The organism is Streptomyces sp. NPDC029674, from assembly GCF_044903205.1.
GTDB lineage: Bacteria > Actinomycetota > Actinomycetes > Streptomycetales > Streptomycetaceae > Streptomyces.
In genome coordinates, this window is sequence record NZ_JBJDPY010000027.1 from 1 (window position 1) to 17009 (window position 17009).

The window sequence follows — 17009 nt, forward strand, 5'->3', positions numbered from 1 at the left end:
ATCATCTCCGCCTGCGCCATCAAATGCCTGGGCGGCACCATCCAGGGCAAGCTGTGGCCCAAGGACGACGCCGAACGCCAGCGCGCCATCGACGCCGGCCACGACCTGGACCGCACCCTGTCCACCGACGACCTCGTCAAGGGCGACAACGTCTTCTTCGTCGCCACCGGCATCACCGACGGCGAGCTGCTCCAGGGCGTCCGCTACCGCGCCGCCACCGCCTCGACGTCCTCGCTGGTCATGCGCTCCAAGTCCGGCACCATCCGCAAGATCGACTCCGACCACCGGCTCTCGAAACTCCGCGCCTACAGCGCCATCGACTTCGACCAGGCGAGTTAAGGCCTGCGCCGACGTCACATCGCCGGGCCGCTCGCGATGAGCCGGTGGTACGCGTACGCGGCGGAGGCCAGGGTCATGTGATGGTGCCAGCCGGGATACGAACGCCCCTCGAAGTCACGCAGTCCGTAGTTCTCCGTGAGGTCCGTGAGGGCGGCGGCGGTGCCGGACTGCGCCCGCACCAGGGGCAGCAGGTCGTGCAGCGGCGGGCGCACCAGGCTGGTGAGCCAGACGCGCCCGACGTCCTGGGCCCGGGGGCGCCGTCGGGCGAAGAGGCGGTAGACGCCGGGGGAGACACCGCGCCGTCCGGGCAGACGCACCAGGGCGGAGACCAGCCGGTCACCGGACGGCGGGCCGTGCCTGAGCCCGGCCGCGGTGGCCACCGACCCCTTGGGCGCGAGGAGTCGGAGGAGCCGGCCGGCGGTGAGCACCCCGTCGGGTGAGCCGGGCGCGACCACGCGCTGGCCCTCCGGTACGACCCGAAGGCCGTGCGGCACGGCGATCACGCAGTCGCGCCCACGCGCGGTCAGCTCAGCGGCCAGGTACGCCCCGGACGTCGGATGGTGGCTCGTGTCGGCGACGACCGGCACCGGTTCACGGCGGCTGAACGGGGCGAGCGAGTCGACGAGATCCAGCACGTGCTCCGCGGCGGAGCGGTGCCGCACGGTCTCCGGAATGCGTGTCCGCGCGCGCAGCTCCTCGTCGTCGTGCCACTCCTTGGAGAGCCGCAGCCGCCAGTCCACGGGGATGTGCGCGGTGTCCGACGAAAGGAACAGGCCTATTCCCATCTGGCAGTTGACGGTACGGCCGGTGGCCCGCTCGAACCGTTGGTGCACGCCGCAGGAGTGGCTGCCGCGCTTGGGCAGCACCGCGACGCCGACCGTCCAGGCGCGCACCCGGATGCGGCTCTCGGCCAGGCGCAGCAGCTCGCGGCGGGCCGGATCCCAGTCCCAGGGACTGGCGTTGGCGAACTGGTGCAGGGACTGGGCGGCCGTCGGTCCTGCGTGCAGCTGGGCCGCGAGCCGCCTGACCGACTTCCTGCCGGGCGTGGTGAGCAGTCCCAGCACGTAGGCCGCGGCCCAGCGCCGCTGATCCGCGCGGCGCAGGTGGCCGAAGACGGTCTCCGCGTACGAGCTGACCGACGTGTCCGCGATCAGCTCGGGCAGCCGGTGTTCCTGAAGCTCTGTCATGGCATTCCCTCCCCGTGATGGCGCCTGACCCCAGCAATAATAGAGAACGTTCGTTTTCTTTTGAAGTCCCGGGGGCGGACGAGCGCTACTTGGCCAAGTTCATTCGCCCCCGGACAACCGGAGGGGCGACTTTCGGAAGTCGGCGTTGTCGGGGCCGTGCCCAGTGCCCACAGTGGCTGTGGCGTGCAGGACCGCAGCGGCATCCGGGACTGCGGGGAACAGGGAAGGGCGCGATGGTGAAGCAGGAACGGGCCGCGAGGACCAGGGAGGCCCTGGTCCGCGCGGCGGCCCGCGAGTTCGAGCACACGGGGTACGAAGGCACTTCCCTGGGCCGCGTCGCCCGGTCCGCCGGCATCTCGGTCGGCGCCCTCACCTTCCACTTCGCCTCCAAGGCGGGTCTGGCCCAGGCGGTGCGGACGCGCGGGGACGCCGCCGTCCGCGCGTGTGTGGCGGAAGCGAGTGCGGGCACGGCGCCGCCGCTCGACACCGTGGTCGCGCTCACCCTCGACCTGGCGCGGCTGCTCGAACGGGACGAGGTGGTGCGGGCCGCGGTCCGGCTCTGGCGCGAACTCCCCGAGGGCGACGGCACGTGGTCCGCGCTCTGGCTGCCCGCGGTGGCCGAGACCCTGGCCCGCGCCGACCGGGGCGGACTCGATCCCGCCGTCAGCGAGGGCGACGTGGTGCTCCTCGCCGAGTACCTCCTGGCCGGCGCGGAATCCCGCCTCTGGGGGCGGCTTCACGGGCTGCCGGGGGAGGGCGAAGGCGAGGGGGGGCAGGGTGCGGGCGAGCGCGACGACAGTGTGGAGCGGCACCTCTCCCGCCTCTGGGCACTCGTCCTTCCGGGCCTCTCCGGCCCGTCCTGACGCGGCGGGTGCGCGCGGCGGCGCGCAAGCGAAGAGATCCAAGACTCGACTGGGCCGGCGTGGCTCCGGCACGTATCTGGAAGGTGGGTCGGTGAGCAGACGGAGTGAACCTGCTGTCCTCGCACGCGAGTCGGCTGTCCCCTGGGGCGGACCTGAGGGCGGCCCGGCGTCCGGCGGCCTGCTGTGGGCGGCGGGGCACGGGGTGCCTCGGCAGCGCGTGGGCGGGCGCGACCGCGACGTACTCGCCATGGAAAGCCTCCTGGAACGCGTGCGGGAGGACGGCGACGCGGACGCCGCCGGACTGCGTTTCCTGCCGGCGCTCGACCGGCTCCTGCGCTCCCTCGACACCGAGGCCGACCTGCACGCGGAGGGCCGCAGGGCCGCCCGCTCCGAGCTGCTGTCGGCCCTCCACAAGCAGCAGCAGCTGATCCGGCTGTTGCGGGACCGGCCCGAGACCGCGCTGAACGACATCCGCGAACCGGTCTTCGTCACCGGTCTCCCGGGCAGCGGCGCCGCGATGCTGCACAACACCCTCGCGGAGCACCCCGGCCTCGACGCGCCGACCCTGGCGGAACTGCACGACCCGGCAGGCCGCCCCGCCACCCTCCGACAGCGCCGCGCCGCACTTGACCGGGCCGACAGCGTCGCGCGGGACCTGGCGCGCGCCACCGCGGGGCGCGGCTCCGGGCTCCTCATCGGCCCCACGCGGCCCGGCGGCTGCCACCGCCTCCTCGGCAACGCGTTCCACGGCATGGCGGCGACACTCTCCTGGCGCGTGCCCGGCTACGCCGCATGGCTGGAGACGGCGGACACGACCGAGGCCTACGCCTACCACCGCGCCCAGCTCCAGGCGGTCACCTGGCGGATCCCGGCCTCCCGGCTGCTGCTGCGCGACTCCTTCCACGCCCGCAATCTGCGGCAGCTGCTCCGGGTCTACCCCGACGCCAAGGTGGTCCAGGTGCACCGCGATCCGGCGGACACCGTCGCCGCGTGCGCCGGCATCGCGACGGCCCTGCGCGGGCGGACGGCCCGTCAGGTACGGCCCGCCGGGCAGGAGTGGGCCGACCGCGTCGAGCGCCACATCGTGGCGTCCGAGCGGGCGCGGCTCGACGTGCCCCGGGGGCGCGTGCTCGACCTGCGCTTCGACGACCTGGTGGCGGACCCGGCCGGGCAGGTGCGTGCCGTGCTCGCCTTCGCCGGCGTCACCGCGACACCGATGTTCGACCGGGTGGTGTCGGCGTTCGTCGACGGAACGGCCCGCGAGGCACGCCGCGCCCGTCTCTTCCAGCCCTCCGAATTCGGTCTCTCCCGCCGGGAGCTGACCAGCCGCTTCTCCCTGTACCGGGCGAGGTACGGGGTGTGAGGCCGCCGAGATCCCCACACGTACCCAGACCCAAGAAAGCGAGTGCCGTCGGTGACCGTGGAAATTGACCGGGTGACGCGACCGTCCCTGCGGGCGGTGCCCGAAAGCGCCGAACCAGCCGTCCCGCCCTGGCGCCTGGCGCTCACCGTGGGCGTCGTCGCCCTGGGCGGGCTCCTCTTCGGCTTCGACACGGGCGTCATCTCGGGAGCCCTGCTGTTCCTCAAGGAGGACTTCCACCTGACGTCGTTCCAGGAGGGCGCGGTGATCTCGTCCCTGCTCCTCGGCGCGGCGGCCGGCGCGCTCTGGAGCGGCGGTCCCGCCGACCGCTGGGGGCGCCGTAAGACACTGATCGTCATCGCCGCCACCTTCACGCTGGGGCTCGCCCTCGCCACCCTGGCCGCCGGCTTCTGGACCCTGGTGGCCGCGCGGGTGATCCTCGGCGTCGCCGTGGGCTCCGCGTCCTCGCTCGTCCCGCTGTACCTGGCCGAGGTGGCGCCGCCCAGACTGCGCGGCCGCCTCATCACGGTCAACCAGATCCTGCTCACCGCGGGCATCCTCGTCTCGTACCTGATCAACCTCTGGTTCGCCGGGGAAGCCAACTGGCGTGCCATGTTCGGCGTGGGCCTGATCCCGTCCGTCCTCATGCTGGTCGGCCTCTTCTTCGTGCCGGAGAGCCCCGTGTGGATCGAGCGGAGGCGCCGTGCCGGGCTCGCGGGTCAGGGAACGGTCCCGGGTGACGAGCCCGCTGCCGCGCCGGGCACAGGACCCGCCACCCTGCGCGGGATGCTGGCCGAGCCCGTCGTGCGGCGCGCGCTGCTGATCGGCGTCACGATCGGGGCGGTACAGCAGTTCGCGGGCATCAACACGATCATCTATTACGCCCCCAGCATCATGCAGCGGGCCGGCCTGCCGGCCACCAACTCGATCATGTACTCCGTCGCCATCGGCGTGGCCAACCTGCTCATGACCATCGCCGCGATCCCCCTGGTCGACCGGGCGGGCCGCAAGCCGCTCCTCGTCTTCTCCCTGGTGGGCATGGCGGCGGCGCTCGTGCCGCTCGGCTGCGCCCTGAACGGGGCGTTCGGCGGGGCCTCGCACGGGGTCAGCCTGGTTTCCATGGGGCTCTACGTGTCCGCCTTCGCGGTCGGCATCGGACCGGTCTTCTGGATCCTCGCCGCGGAGATCTTCCCGCCGGCCGTGCGCGCCAGGGGAGTGGCGCTGTGCGTCCTCGTCAACTGGTCCGCCAACTTCGTCGTGGGCCAGCTCTTCCTGCCCGCGGCCGACCTGTTCGGCGAGGCCGCCGTCTTCTGGTGCTTCGCCGCGGTCTGCGCCGGTGCCCTGGTCTTCGTGGTGCGCGCGGTCCCCGAGACGAAGAACCGCTCGTTCGCCGAGATCCAGCGGGAGCTGGCCGTGCCCCGGCGTTTGCGCCGTGACGTATCCACGTCGTCGACGACACCCTCACATTCGAAGCCTTAACCCTTGCATCAGCATGCATTGACTATGCATTGACCGTTCCACCTACTGGCCCACGGAGGTCTCCATGGCGACGAACGTCGCACCCCTCGGCAGTACCGTCCACATCCCGCCCACCAGACCCGAGGGCTTCACCCGGCTGCCCTCGCTGACCGGCCTGCGCTTCATCGCCGCGGTCATGGTCTTCCTCTTCCACGCGTCCCTGACCACCGAGCCGCCCCTGAACCCCTTCAGCGGCGGGGTCTCGGACTTCTTCCACGCGGCCGCGAGCAAGACGGGGTGGATGGGCGTCACGTTCTTCTTCCTGCTCAGCGGCTTCATCCTCACCTACTCCGCCCGCCCGAACGACACGCCCCGCAGGTTCTGGCGCCGCCGCCTCGTCAAGCTCTACCCCAGCCACGTGGCCGGCTGGATCGGCGCGATGGTGCTGTTCGCCGCGGCGACCGCCACCTGGCAGCAGTGGCTGCCCAACCTGCTCCTGGTGCAGACGTGGATCCCGGACTACCACACGTACCTGAGCATCAACCCGCCGAGCTGGTCGCTCTCCTGCGAGATCTTCTTCTACCTCTGCTTCCCCCTGCTGCACCGCTGGATCTCGGCGATACGGCCCGAGCGGCTGTGGGCATGGGCCGGCGGCCTTGTCGTCACGATCACCGCGATCCCGGCCCTCGGCTACCTCCTGCTGCCCGACGGCACCATGTCCAACGGCTTCCCGGTCTCCGAGGTCCAGTACTGGGCCGTCTACATGCTGCCGCCGGTGCGCACCCTCGACTTCGTCCTGGGCATCGTCATGGCGCGCATCCTCATGACCGGCCGCTGGATCGACCTGGGGCTGCTGCCCGCCTGCGGCCTCGTCGTCGTGGGCTACGCGGCCGCCAACGCCACGCCCTGGCTCTTCGGGCTCAACGCGGCGGCGCTCATCCCCTTCGCGCTGCTCATCCCCGCCGTCGCCGCCACCGACCTGCGCGGCGACCGCTCGCCCTTCCGGGGGCGCGTCATGGTGTGGCTGGGCGAGGTGTCGTTCGCCTTCTACATTGTGCACAACGTCCTTCTCGTGTACGTCCGTTCGCTGATCGGCGAGACACGTCAGTTCGGGATCGTCGGCGGCCTGGGCGTCATGGCTCTGTACTTCGTGGTGTGCATGGCCTTCGCGTGGCTGCTGCACAAGGGCGTCGAGATGCCGATGATGCGCAGGTTCGCCAAGCCTCGTGCGGAGCGGCGGGCCGGTGCCGAGCGGCGGGCCCGCGCCGTCCAGAAGTAGGCGCACCTCACCTTCCGGCGGCGAACGAGCCGGCGCACCCCGCTCCCGGGGCGCGCCGGCTCGTTCGCATCCCGCACACCCTGGCCCTTGCCGCCCCCTCTGACCTATGCTTGCGGAGGCAAGTATTGACCAAGTGTTGACTGCTGTGACGACACCGTGAGGCGCTGGGCCGCCTTCAGGGGGGCCGGGGTTCGGGCGCAGGCGAAGGACAGGACGGTGAGGTACGGCATGGCGACTGCCGCACGCGGGCGACTCGGTGGCGAACTCGAGTTGTGGAGGCAACTGCTGCTTCTGGTGAACGGGGTGAGTACGACCCTCGACAAGAAGCTGCAGCGCCAGCACGGCGTCACCGCGGCGGAGTTCACGGCCCTCTCGGTCCTGGCACGCGGGGCGCTGCGCATGCAGGAGCTGGCCGACTCGGTGGGCTCCAGCCAGTCCACGATGAGCCGCCTGGTCAGCCGCCTGGAGAACGAGGACCTCGTGGCCCGTACGGTCGGCGAGGAGGACCGGCGAGTGATGTTCGCGCACCTCACGGCGGAGGGCCGCAAACTGGTCGGCCAGGCGCAGGGCACGTTCGCCAAGGAGCTGTCGCTCGCACTCGACATGGCCGCCTTCGAGCCGGAGACGGCGTCGCTCGTCAACCGGCTCCGGCACACCCCCACGTCCCCGGCGTCCTGAGGAGTCCGGGCCGGGACGCGAAAGAGCCCGGTGGGGCGGCTCGGGCCGCCCCACCGGGGCTCTGTGCGGACGTGCGCGTCACACGTCGCTGTCGGCCGCCTCCAGGAACTCCTCGACCAGCTGGGCCAGTTCGGCCGGCTTCTCGAAGACCGCGAAGTGACCCGCCTCCAGCTCGGCGTACCGGCTGCCCTTGATGGCCGCGTGCAGCGCACGGGAGTGCTCGACCGGGATCATGTTGTCGTGCGTGGCACCGATGACCAGGGTCGGCGCCGTGATGTCGGACAGGTGCTCGGTGATGTCGAGCTCCAGGTTGAGCGCGATCTGCCGGCCGATGCCCGCCGGGACGCCGCCTGACACCATCTCCTCGACACCCGCGACGCCGAAGGAATTGACCTGCTGCGTGGTCCAGCCGTTCAGCTGCAGGAACCGGCCGAAGGTCTCGTGGTCGAGCTGGTCGAGGCGGTGCCACAGGTCGAAGTAGAGCTGCTGGCGCGCGTCGTTCTTGATCCAGCCCGTGAGCAGCACCAGACGCCGCACCTTCTCCGGGTGCACGGCGGCGTAGGCGGCGACGGCGAGCGCGCCCTGCGACCAGCCGAGGAGGTCCACCGGGCCCTCGGCGCTGCTGTCCTCGATCGCGGCGTCGATCTGGGCGACGAGCAGCTCCAGGGTCAGCGGGCCGCCCTCGTCCTCGGTGGCGCCGCTGCCCGAGTAGTTGGGGACGACGACGGTGCGGCGGTCGCTGAAGGTGTCGCGCAGCTGGTCGTACGTCCCCGCGTCGCCGCCGGTGCCGTGCACCAGGACGAGTCCGGGGCCGGTGCCGGTCTCGAAGTACTCCACCTTGGAACCGTGCGTGGAAGCGAAAGGCATCGCTTTCTCCTTGCTGTCGTGTCGCTGTAGTGCGGGAGGGGAGGCCGCGCCGGTGACCCGGCGCGGAACCGCGGTCCGGTGAGGGGACCGCGGAAGTCAGGGGGGGGCGGGTCAGCCCGTGGAGGGCTCGACGGACTGGGCGTGGCGCAGGATGCCGCGCGGGTCCCAGTCGCCCTTCACCCGCTGCAGACGGGGGTAGTTGCCCTTGTAGTAGAGCGAGTGCCAGGGCGTCTTCGAGGTGTTGTGCGCCGGGTCGCCGAGGTCGACGTCGGCGTAGTTGACGAAGCAGCCGTCGTTGACACGGCCCGGCACGGGAACTCCGCCGGAGGCGCCGTAGACGTCCCGGTAGAACTCGCGCACCCACGCCAGGTGGCGCTCGTCCTCCGCGGCGTCCTGCCAGAACGCGAGGTACTGCAGCTTCATCACCGAGTCCCGCTGGGCCACGGCGGTCGCGTCCGGCGCGACGGCGTTGACGCGGCCGCCGTACCCGGCGATGAGCAGCAGCGCCGCCGGGTTGGTGTAGTCGGTGCGGGTCAGGTGGTGGTACGCGGCCGAGAGCTGGTCGTCGGGGAAGCTCGCCCGCATGTACGCGGACTTGTCCTCGAAGCGCAGCGTGGGGTCACCGCCCGCGAACCCCGGCCACTTGGTGGCGTGCAGGAACGGCAGGCGCTGGGTGCTGACTTGCGGGGTGCCGGGCACCCCCGCGCCGACCGCGGCGACGAACGCGTCCAGGTCCGCCTTCGCGCCGGAGCGGGTGGCGTCGAGCTGCGTCACCATCGTGATCGCGCCCGCCGACCGGTGTGCCGCCTTGAGCTGGCTGAACAGGTCGAGGTGTGCGGCGTCGGGACCGCCGTGGGCGACGAACCAGTCGCCGTAGTTCTTCACCAGGCGCTTGAAGCCCGTCTGCGTCAGGCCGTCCCAGGACCAGGTGGCGGTGGAGGTCAGCAGCTCCGCCGGCGGGCGGGGGAGGAGCGTGGCCGGGTCGGAGCCGGTGGCGCCCGGCGTGCGCAGCAGGTACTTGGTGACGATGCCGAAGTTGCCGCCGCCGCCTCCTGTGTGCGCCCACCACAGGTCGCGCAGGCGGGCGTCGTCGGCGTCGCGGGTGGCGACGACCTTGCGCACGGTCCCCGCCTTGTCCACCGTCACGACCTCCACGCCGTACAGGTGGTCGACGGTGAGCCCGAACAGGCGGGACAGCGCGCCGTAGCCGCCGCCGACGATGTGGCCGCCGGCCGCCACCGACGGGCACGAGCCGCCGGGCAGGGTGACCCCCCAGCGCTTGAACAGGGTGCTGTAGACGTCGGAGAGCCAGGCGCCGGGCTCCACCACGAAGACCCGCCGGTCGGCGTCGTAGTCCACCGCCGCCAGCTGCGACAGGTCGATGAGGACCTTGATGTCCGAGCTGGTGGTGAAGTTCTCGTAGCAGTGGCCGCCGCTGCGCACCGCCACGCGCTTGCCCGCGGCGACGGCCTCCTTGACGGCGTCGACCACCTGGTCGGCGGAGGAGACGAGGCGTACGTACTCGGGCTTGCCGACCCAGCGCTGGTTGGTGCCGCGGATCAGCTCCGGGTAGCGGGCGTCGTCGGGGCGCACGGTGACCGCCGGAGCCGCGGCGGACGCGGCGGGCGCGGCCGTGACCCGGACGGGCGCGGCCTGGGCGAGGCCCGTGCCGGGCACCGTCGCGCCCAGGGCCACGCCGCCCGCCACGGCGGACCGCCGCAGGACCTTGCGCCGGGTGAGCTCACTCATCAGTGCTTCTCCAGAAGAAGTCGGATGCCACAGGTGGTTGCTGCAGCGGGTGGTGGCCGCGGTCGGCCGTCCTCAGTCGGTCGAGGCGTCGGCCGCGGCGGGAACGGGCGAGGTCGGAACGGGGGCGGGGCCGGCCGGTGCGGGCGCGGTGGCGCCGCGCACGGCGCGCCGGTCCTTCCTGAGCTCGGTGACCGCGACGGCCGTCGCGAGCCAGGACAGGAGGGCCGAGGCGGCGATGACCACGCGCAGCCCGAAGTCGAGGCCGAGGAGCTGGCCGCCGAACCAGGCGCCGAAGGCGATGCCGATGTTGAAGGCGCCGATGTTGATGGCGATGGCGAGCGTGGGCGCCCCGTCCCCGGCCCCGGTCAGGATGCGGGCCTGCAACCCCGGCATCACGGCGAAGTAGGCGGCGCCGAAGACGACGAGGAGGACGAGCAGGAGCCAGGGCTGCTCGCCGCCGAGCGCCATCAGGGCGAGGTCGGCGCCGAGCACCGCGAGGACGCCGACGAGGGAGGGCATCAGCGCCCGGTCGGCCAGCTTGCCGCCGATGAGGTTGCCGACGAGGGAGCCGCAGCCGACGAGCAGCAGCAGCCAGCTGACGGTCGAGTCGGCGAACCCGCCCATCGTGGTGAGGATGGGGTTCACGAAGGTGTACGCGGTGAAGACGCCCGCCATCGCCAACGCGGTGAGCAGGATGGCGATCTGGACCGTGCGGTTGCGCAGCACCCGCAGCTCGGCACCGACGCCACCGGACCCGCCGGCGACCGGCACGGGCGTGACGGGCGGCCGCCAGGCGACCAGGGCGAGGGCGAACAGGCTCAGCCCGGCGATGCTCCAGAACGACGACCGCCAGCCGAAGTGCTCCTCAAGCAGGACGCCGAGCGGCACACCGAGCACGGTGGCGAGGTTGAGGCCGACGGCGACCCGCGACACGGCCGACGCCTCCTTGCCCTTCTCCGCCAGCGACCCCGCGACGACGATGCAGACCGCGAACAGCGTGCAGTGGGTGATCGCCGAGAGGACGCGGGCGGTCATCAGGACCGGGTAGCTGGGAGCCAGTGCGGCGAGCACGTTGCTCGCCGCGAACAGCCCCATCAGGCCGAGCAGCAGCGGGGTGCGCGGCACTCGGCTGGTGGCGAGGGTGACGAGCGGGCCGAGGACCACGACGCCGAGCGCGTACGCCGTCACGAGCAGCCCCGCGTCGGACAGGGAGACGTCCAGGTCACCGGCGATGGCGGGCAGCACACCGGCGACGACCAGCTCCGCGCTGCCGACGCTGAAGACGCAGAGCATCAAGGGGAAGAGGGCAAACGGCATGGCTGTTCCAAGTCACGGGTCGGGAACACGGGTCGGGGCACGGGTCACGTCACGGCGGACGCCGGGACGCCGGGGTCAGTCCCAGGGGGAGATCAGCAGCTTGCCGCGGGAGCCGCCCGCCGCCAGTCGCCGGTGCGCCTCGCCCACCTCGGCCAGCGGGAACGTCGCGGCCACCCGCAGGGTGAGCACGCCCTCGTCCACCAGCGCGGAGAGCTTTTCGAGGCGCCGGCCGTCCTGTTCCACGAACGACATGCGGACGTCGATGCCGCGCTCCGCGACGGGCGGGGCGGTCGGCACGATCGAGACGGCGCGGCCACCGTCGCGCACCCCGGCGACGGAGGCGGGCAGTCCCGCGGTCTCCAGGAGGGCGTCGGCGGCACCGGGCGGCACCGGGTGCTCGTCGGAGTACGTCTCGTGGGCGCCCAGCGCGCGCAGCCGGTCCGCGTCGTCGGGCCGCCCGAAGGCGAGCACCTTCAGGCCGCGGGAGACGGCCAGTTGGACGGCGAATCCGCCGACGGCGCCGGTCGCGCCGGTGACGAGCACGGTGCCGCCCGCCGGCGGGTCGAGGAGTTCGAGCGCCTGGTGGGCGGTGAGCCCGGCGAGCGGCAGCGCGGCCGCGTGCGGGAGCCGGGCGGTGCGCGGGGCGGGCGCGGCGAGTTCGGCGTCGAGCGCGACGTACTGCGCGTGGGTGCCGACCCCGGTGGCCATCTGGGCCGACATGGCGACGACCCGGTCGCCCGCGGTGAAGCGGTCGACGCCCGGCCCGCACTCCTCCACGACGCCGGAGAGGTCCCAGCCGAGGATCATCGGGAAGCCGTGGCGGATGTTGCCGGCCGCCGCCCCAGAGCGCACTTCGAGGTCGACCGGGTTCACCGCCGACGCCGCGACGCGGACCAGGATCTGTCCCGGCGCGGGCGTGGGGCGGGGCAGCTCGGCCACGGTGAGCAGTTCGGGGTCCCCGTAGCGGGGAAGGGTGCTGGCACGCACGTAAGTTCCTCCTGCAGATGTGTGATTCCGGGAGAACGTAGCAGTCGTTCTGTTCTTCGTTCACGCCCTGACGGGCCATGCGCCGCTACTTCGGCAAGTCCAGGAAATGGCCGACCGGCCTTGCGGATGATTGCTTGAGAATGCATAGATTGAGCCACTCCCCACCACCGAGAGGCTCCCCCCGCAGCGCTCTCCGCACCACTCTCCGTACGACTCTCAGCACCGCTCTCAGCACGACTCTCCGAACCACTCTTCGAACCAGTTGAGGTGATCCGTGTCCGGCAACAATTCGGCGCTTCTGGGCCGACCCAGCGAGCACGCCCAGGCCACCGAGTACGGGGCGGCCGGCTCCGTCGGTGCCGCGGTCGTCGCGGCACAGCCCGGCGCGGGGCTGTACGCCTACAGCGAGCGCATCGACGCGTGGGTGGTCCGCACCGCCAAGCCGGTCAGTTATGAAGTGCGCGTCGCCGACGGCCTTTTCGACTTCGAGCGCACGGACCTGCTCGAGCCGGCGGCCGCCCCCGGCAAGCGCCTGCGCCGGTTCGTGGTGCTCGACTCCGACGTCGACCTGCTGCACGGCAACCGCATCCGCGCCTACTTCGACTACCACGACGTCGAGCACGTCATCTGCGTGGTCCCCGCCGACGAGACCGTCAAGAGCTTCGAGACCGCGGCCCGCATCGTCGAGGAGCTCGACGCGTTCGGCGTGGACCGGCGCAGGGAGCCGCTCATCGTCATCGGCGGCGGCGTCCTCATGGACATCGTCGGCCTGGCGAGCAGCCTCTACCGCCGCGGCACCCCGTTCATCCGCGTCCCCACCACCCTGATCGGCCTGGTGGACGCGGGCGTGGGCGCCAAGACCGGGGTCAACTTCAACGGGCACAAGAACCGGCTCGGCACCTACTTCCCCGCCGACCTCACCCTCCTGGACCGCACCTTCCTCGCCACGCTCGACCGCCGCCACATCGGCAACGGCCTCGCCGAGATCCTCAAGATCGCCCTGATCAAGGACGCCCGGCTCTTCGACGTCCTGGAGCGCTACGGCCCGCTGCTGCTGAACGAGAAGTTCCAGGGCGAGAGCGAGGCCGGCGAGGAGGCCGCGCGCGAAGTCGTGCGCCGCGCCATCCAGGGCATGCTCGAAGAGCTGCAGCCCAACCTGTGGGAAGCCAAGCTGGAGCGCTCGGTCGACTACGGGCACACCTTCAGCCCGACCGTCGAGATGCGCGCCCTGCCCGCGCTGCTGCACGGCGAGGCGGTCTGCGTCGACATGGCACTCACCACGGCACTCGCCCGGCGCCGCTCCCTGATCAGCGACGCGGACGCACAGCGCGTCTACGACGTGATGCACGCGCTCGAACTGCCCGCCTGGGACGACCTGCTCGACCAGCCGGAGCTCCTCACCGCCGCGCTGCGCGACACCGTCCGCCACCGCGACGGCCGGCAGCGCCTCCCGCTCCCGGTGGGCATCGGCGACGTCACCTTCGTCAACGACCTCACCGAGCAGGAGCTGCTGGACGGCGTGGCGGAGCTGCGTACCGCGGGCCGCCGCGTGGGAGGTCCGCAGCATGTCTGAGACCGCCTACGCGCCGGCCCCGGTACCGGCCCCGCAAGCGACCTCCGGCGCCGGAGTGATCGTCGGCGACGTCAGCGGCCCCGCCGAGATCCACGGCGTGCACGGCACCACGGGCGTGACCCGCTGGAAGGCCCTCGCGTCCGGCGCGGATCTGCGCGGGGGCTGGGAAGCCGTCGAGTGGGCGTGCGTCCCGCCGGGCGGCGTCAGCGGTGAGCACCTGCACACCCGGACCGAGGAGGTCTACTTCATCCTCTCCGGGACCGGCGAGATCTACCTCAACGGCACCGCCCACCCGATCGCGCCCGGCTCGCTCGTCCTGACCGGCCTGCGCACCGTCCACGGCCTGCGCAACACGGGCGACAGCGATCTGGCCTGGCTGGTCATCGAGATGCGCTCACCCCACTTCGACGCGGCGCTCGGCGCGAGCGTCCCGGCCCCCGATTCCGCCCCCGCCCCCGCCCCCGCCAAGGAGGAACCCCCGGTGCGCACCGCACGCCTGCACGACCTGCGAGCCGAGCGCTCCGTCTCCCCGTCCGACGTCTTCACCGGCCCCATGCGTTCCCTCGCCCTGGAGACGGTCGACGCCTCGGGCACCGTCGAGCTGACGGCGGACGGGCGCGAGCACATGGTGTTCGTGCTCTCCGGCACGGGCTGGGTCGAGAACGGCAGCGGCACCGCCGAGCTGCACCCGGGCACGGCCGTGACGCTGCCACTGGGCACGCGGGCCCGCATCGGCGCGGACCGCGAGGGCGGCCTGGAGTTCTTCCACGCCGAGGTCGCCGTCGCGCCGGCGGAGGCCGCCCGGTGATCGTCAGCACTCCCGCCCCGCCCTCCTTCCGACTGCGCCCGGCCGGCCCGGACACCGGTGGCGGCACCTGGCGCTGCCTCGCCCGTCGCGGCATGTTGCACAGCGAGTGCGAGTCCTTCGAGCAGATCCGGCTGACGCCCGGCGCCACCTGGGCGCACGAGCCGGCCCACGGCACCGAGGCCGCCCTCTACGCGGTCGCCGGATCGGCGTCGGTGCACACCGAGGCCGCGACCGGCGCAGGGACCACGCTCGACGCCGGTGGCGCGCTGCTCGTCGGGGCCCGTGCCGCGGTGCGGGTCACCGCGGGAGCCGAGGGGCTCGACCTCCTCGCCGTACGCGTTCTGCCGGCCGACGTCAGCGCGCAACTTCCAGCGCGCGTGCCGGAGTTGCCGTCGGGCGAGCAGACCCCCATTTTCCGCCCGCCGATCGACGACGGGCACTGACCGAGGAGGACCATACGTTGGCTGAACACCACGAAAAGGTGCTGCCCCCCACGGACGACCTGCTGTGCGGGCGCTGGCCGCACGGCTCCATGCGCGCCGCCGCGATCATGGATGCCAACAAGGTCGGCCAGGTGGAGGTGGAGATACCGGGCCCCGAGCTCGGCTACGTCCTGGTGGCCCCCACGACGGTCGGCATCTGCGGCACCGACCTCGAACTCCTGCACGGCACGGCCAGTTACGTGCGGGACGGCCGGGCCACGATGCCCCACGTGTTCGGCCACGAGTGGGTCGGGCGTGTGGTGGCGATCGCCGGGAACTGCCAGTACTCACGGCAGTTGGAGATCGGCGACCGGGTCGTCGGGCAGACCATGCTGGCCTGCGGCGGCTGCCGCGCCTGCCAGCGGGGCCACCGCAACGAGTGCTCGCAGCTGAAGGAAGTCGGCCTCTACGGGCAGCAGGGCGCGGCGGCGGAGTTCATCCGCCTCCCCGCCCAGTCCCTGACGAAGGTCCCGCCGGGCGTCGACGACTTCGCGGCGGCGCTCGCGGAGCCGGCGGTCACGGTGCTCGCGGCGCTGGACAAGGTCGGGGTCTTCCCCGGCGAGCGCGTCCTCGTCTTCGGCACCGGCACCATGGGCCTGCTCGCCGTGCAGATGGCCCGCCGCGTGGCCGGCACGGTCGACGTGGTCGGCATCGACGACGCGGGCATCGGCGCGGCGCTGCGGATGGGGGCGGAACACGCCTTCCTGCCCGGTGAGGCGCGCGACGGCGAGTACGACGTCGTCATCGAGGCGTCCGGCGCGGTTCCGGCCCTGCTCGAGGCGTTGCGGGTGGCGGACGTCGGGGGCCGTATCGCGGCGGTCGGCGTGCCCAACGACCCGCTGCCGGCCGTCGACGCCTCGGAGCTGGTGCTGCGCGGCGTCACCATGACCGGCGTGCGGCACGGGCTCGACTACTACGAGCGCGCGCTGCGGCTCTTCGCCGAGGGCGTCCTCTCGGCAAAGGGCATGATCGCCGACGTCTTCGAGCTCACCGATGTCGACAAGGCGTTCGAACTCCTGGAGAGGGGGCGTCGGGCCGCACCCAAGGTGGCCCTCTCGCTGACTCCCCGCCCCTGAAGGGGCGTGGCCGGCAACCGCCCCTGACGCCTGACCCCCCGGCGGCGTCAGGGGCTTCCCGGCCCACTGTCCCCCCCTCCCCAACTCCACGCCACCCCCTCACTCACCTCACCTCCTCACCCCCCTCACCAGAAAGGGCACCCCATGAATCGCCCCATCGCCGTCGTCACCGGCGCCAGTTCGGGTATCGGCGCGGCCGTGGCCGAGGCGCTCGCCGCGGCCGGCTTCGACCTCGTCGTCGGCTACGGGCGGCAGGCGGCCGCGGCCAAGGAGATCGCCGACGGGCTCGCCGTGCGGCACGGCGTACGGGCCGAGACCCTCGGGCTCGACCTCACCGACCCCGCCGCCGCGGGGGAGACCCTGCGGGAGTGCGTCGACGCGCTCGGCGGCATCGACGTGCTGGTCAACAACGCGGGCCTGAACCGCCGCGCGACCGTCGTCGAGGAGACCCTCCAGGACTGGCAGCGCATCCTCGACGTCAACCTGACCAGCCCGTTCCGGCTGAGCCAGGTCGCGGCCGCGCGCATGATCGAGCAGGGCCGCGGTGGCCGCATCATCAACATCACCAGCATCCACGAGCACATTCCGATCGGGGAGGGCAGCACCTACTGCGCCGCCAAGGGCGGCCTGGGCGCGCTGACCAAGGCGATGGCGCTGGACCTGGCCGAGCACGGCATCACCGTGAACGCCGTGGCGCCGGGCGAGACCGCCACCCCGATGAACAACGTCCCGGCCGGCCTGGACGCCGCCGAGATCGCCCGTCCCGCCATCCCCGCGGGCCGCCCCGGCCGCCCGGACGAGGTCGCCGCCCTCGTCGCGTACCTGGCGTCGCCCGCCGCCGCCTACACCACGGGCACCTCGACCCTGATCGACGGCGGCATGGCGCTCTCCGCGGCGGTCGCCAACGCGGCCCACGCCGGCACCGTCTGACCCCCGCCGCCTCCGCCCCTCCCCGCGTGCACCCCGGGTGCACCCCGCAACCCTGG

General features: G+C 72.5%; 16 protein-coding genes. 11 read left to right on the plus strand and 5 right to left on the minus strand.

What is annotated here, in order from left to right; genetic code table 11:
- The coding region (locus ACI2L3_RS37260; RefSeq protein ID WP_404756887.1) for a fructose-bisphosphatase class II at window positions 1–339 on the plus strand (339 nt) is incomplete at its 5' end.
- Between the two features lie 14 nt (window positions 340–353).
- Here the strand turns inward: ACI2L3_RS37260 and ACI2L3_RS37265 are convergent.
- Window positions 354–1526 (minus strand): IS701 family transposase, encoded by a 1173-nt coding sequence (locus tag ACI2L3_RS37265; RefSeq protein ID WP_404756888.1) that lies wholly within the window; start codon window positions 1524–1526, stop codon window positions 354–356.
- Window positions 1527–1759: 233 nt separating this feature from the next.
- Here ACI2L3_RS37265 and ACI2L3_RS37270 point away from each other — a divergent pair, with 233 nt between their 5' ends.
- From ACI2L3_RS37270 to ACI2L3_RS37290, 5 genes are all read left to right on the plus strand, one after another.
- Window positions 1760–2389 (plus strand): TetR family transcriptional regulator, encoded by a 630-nt coding sequence (locus ACI2L3_RS37270; RefSeq protein ID WP_404756889.1) that lies wholly within the window; start codon window positions 1760–1762, stop codon window positions 2387–2389.
- Window positions 2390–2480: 91 nt separating this feature from the next.
- Window positions 2481–3752 carry a sulfotransferase gene (locus ACI2L3_RS37275; protein WP_404756890.1) on the plus strand — a complete coding sequence of 424 codons (1272 nt, stop codon included), beginning with the start codon at window positions 2481–2483 and terminating at the stop codon, window positions 3750–3752.
- A 72-nt stretch (window positions 3753–3824) separates the two neighbouring features.
- Window positions 3825–5228 (plus strand): MFS transporter, encoded by a 1404-nt coding sequence (locus ACI2L3_RS37280; protein WP_404756891.1) that lies wholly within the window; start codon window positions 3825–3827, stop codon window positions 5226–5228.
- Window positions 5229–5292: 64 nt separating this feature from the next.
- On the plus strand, window positions 5293–6486 hold the full coding sequence (locus ACI2L3_RS37285; protein ID WP_404756892.1) for an acyltransferase family protein: 1194 nt from the start codon (window positions 5293–5295) through the stop codon (window positions 6484–6486).
- Window positions 6487–6789: 303 nt separating this feature from the next.
- On the plus strand, window positions 6790–7164 hold the full coding sequence (locus ACI2L3_RS37290) for a MarR family winged helix-turn-helix transcriptional regulator (protein WP_404756893.1): 375 nt from the start codon (window positions 6790–6792) through the stop codon (window positions 7162–7164).
- 78 nt (window positions 7165–7242) lie between these two features.
- Here the strand turns inward: ACI2L3_RS37290 and ACI2L3_RS37295 are convergent, their stop codons facing one another.
- The 4 genes from ACI2L3_RS37295 to ACI2L3_RS37310 all read right to left on the minus strand — a co-directional run bounded on the left by ACI2L3_RS37295 (window position 7243) and on the right by ACI2L3_RS37310 (window position 12084).
- Window positions 7243–8031: an alpha/beta fold hydrolase gene (locus tag ACI2L3_RS37295; RefSeq protein ID WP_404756894.1), complete on the minus strand. Its 789-nt coding sequence runs from the start codon at window positions 8029–8031 to the stop codon at window positions 7243–7245.
- A 111-nt stretch (window positions 8032–8142) separates the two neighbouring features.
- Window positions 8143–9780: an FAD-binding oxidoreductase gene (locus tag ACI2L3_RS37300; RefSeq protein ID WP_404756895.1), complete on the minus strand. Its 1638-nt coding sequence runs from the start codon at window positions 9778–9780 to the stop codon at window positions 8143–8145.
- Window positions 9781–9852: 72 nt separating this feature from the next.
- The gene (locus ACI2L3_RS37305; RefSeq protein WP_404756896.1) at window positions 9853–11097 is read right to left on the minus strand and encodes an MFS transporter; all 1245 of its coding nucleotides are present in this window, start codon (window positions 11095–11097) and stop codon (window positions 9853–9855) included.
- Between the two features lie 75 nt (window positions 11098–11172).
- On the minus strand, window positions 11173–12084 hold the full coding sequence (locus tag ACI2L3_RS37310; RefSeq protein ID WP_404756897.1) for an NADP-dependent oxidoreductase: 912 nt from the start codon (window positions 12082–12084) through the stop codon (window positions 11173–11175).
- A gap of 274 nt (window positions 12085–12358) precedes the next feature.
- Between ACI2L3_RS37310 and ACI2L3_RS37315 the strand changes: the two genes are divergently transcribed.
- The 5 genes from ACI2L3_RS37315 (at window position 12359) to ACI2L3_RS37335 (ending at window position 16953) form a co-directional block, all read left to right on the plus strand.
- On the plus strand, window positions 12359–13657 hold the full coding sequence (locus tag ACI2L3_RS37315) for a sedoheptulose 7-phosphate cyclase (protein ID WP_404756898.1): 1299 nt from the start codon (window positions 12359–12361) through the stop codon (window positions 13655–13657).
- Window positions 13650–14465 carry a cupin domain-containing protein gene (locus tag ACI2L3_RS37320; RefSeq protein WP_404756899.1) on the plus strand — a complete coding sequence of 272 codons (816 nt, stop codon included), beginning with the start codon at window positions 13650–13652 and terminating at the stop codon, window positions 14463–14465. Before ACI2L3_RS37315 ends, ACI2L3_RS37320 begins: the two co-directional genes overlap by 8 nt.
- Window positions 14462–14908: a hypothetical protein gene (locus ACI2L3_RS37325; RefSeq protein ID WP_404756900.1), complete on the plus strand. Its 447-nt coding sequence runs from the start codon at window positions 14462–14464 to the stop codon at window positions 14906–14908. The genes ACI2L3_RS37320 and ACI2L3_RS37325 overlap by 4 nt, the downstream gene beginning before the upstream one ends.
- Before the next feature lie 17 nt (window positions 14909–14925).
- A complete protein-coding gene (locus ACI2L3_RS37330; protein WP_404756901.1) occupies window positions 14926–16023 on the plus strand; it encodes a zinc-binding dehydrogenase in 1098 nt (365 codons plus the stop codon).
- A gap of 144 nt (window positions 16024–16167) precedes the next feature.
- Window positions 16168–16953: an SDR family oxidoreductase gene (locus tag ACI2L3_RS37335; RefSeq protein WP_404756902.1), complete on the plus strand. Its 786-nt coding sequence runs from the start codon at window positions 16168–16170 to the stop codon at window positions 16951–16953.
- The last annotated feature ends 56 nt before the right edge of the window (window positions 16954–17009 follow it).

What these genes read in the sequence shown, in the direction of transcription:
- ACI2L3_RS37265 (WP_404756888.1), bottom strand. Translation starts at nt 1,526, where the DNA reads ATGACAGAGCTTCAGGAACACCGGCTGCCCGAGCTGATCGCGGACACG.
- ACI2L3_RS37270 (WP_404756889.1), top strand. Translation starts at nt 1,760, where the DNA reads ATGGTGAAGCAGGAACGGGCCGCGAGGACCAGGGAGGCCCTGGTCCGC.
- ACI2L3_RS37285 (WP_404756892.1), top strand. Translation starts at nt 5,293, where the DNA reads ATGGCGACGAACGTCGCACCCCTCGGCAGTACCGTCCACATCCCGCCC.
- ACI2L3_RS37295 (WP_404756894.1), bottom strand. Translation starts at nt 8,031, where the DNA reads ATGCCTTTCGCTTCCACGCACGGTTCCAAGGTGGAGTACTTCGAGACC.
- ACI2L3_RS37300 (WP_404756895.1), bottom strand. Translation starts at nt 9,780, where the DNA reads ATGAGTGAGCTCACCCGGCGCAAGGTCCTGCGGCGGTCCGCCGTGGCG.
- ACI2L3_RS37305 (WP_404756896.1), bottom strand. Translation starts at nt 11,097, where the DNA reads ATGCCGTTTGCCCTCTTCCCCTTGATGCTCTGCGTCTTCAGCGTCGGC.
- ACI2L3_RS37320 (WP_404756899.1), top strand. Translation starts at nt 13,650, where the DNA reads ATGTCTGAGACCGCCTACGCGCCGGCCCCGGTACCGGCCCCGCAAGCG.
- ACI2L3_RS37335 (WP_404756902.1), top strand. Translation starts at nt 16,168, where the DNA reads ATGAATCGCCCCATCGCCGTCGTCACCGGCGCCAGTTCGGGTATCGGC.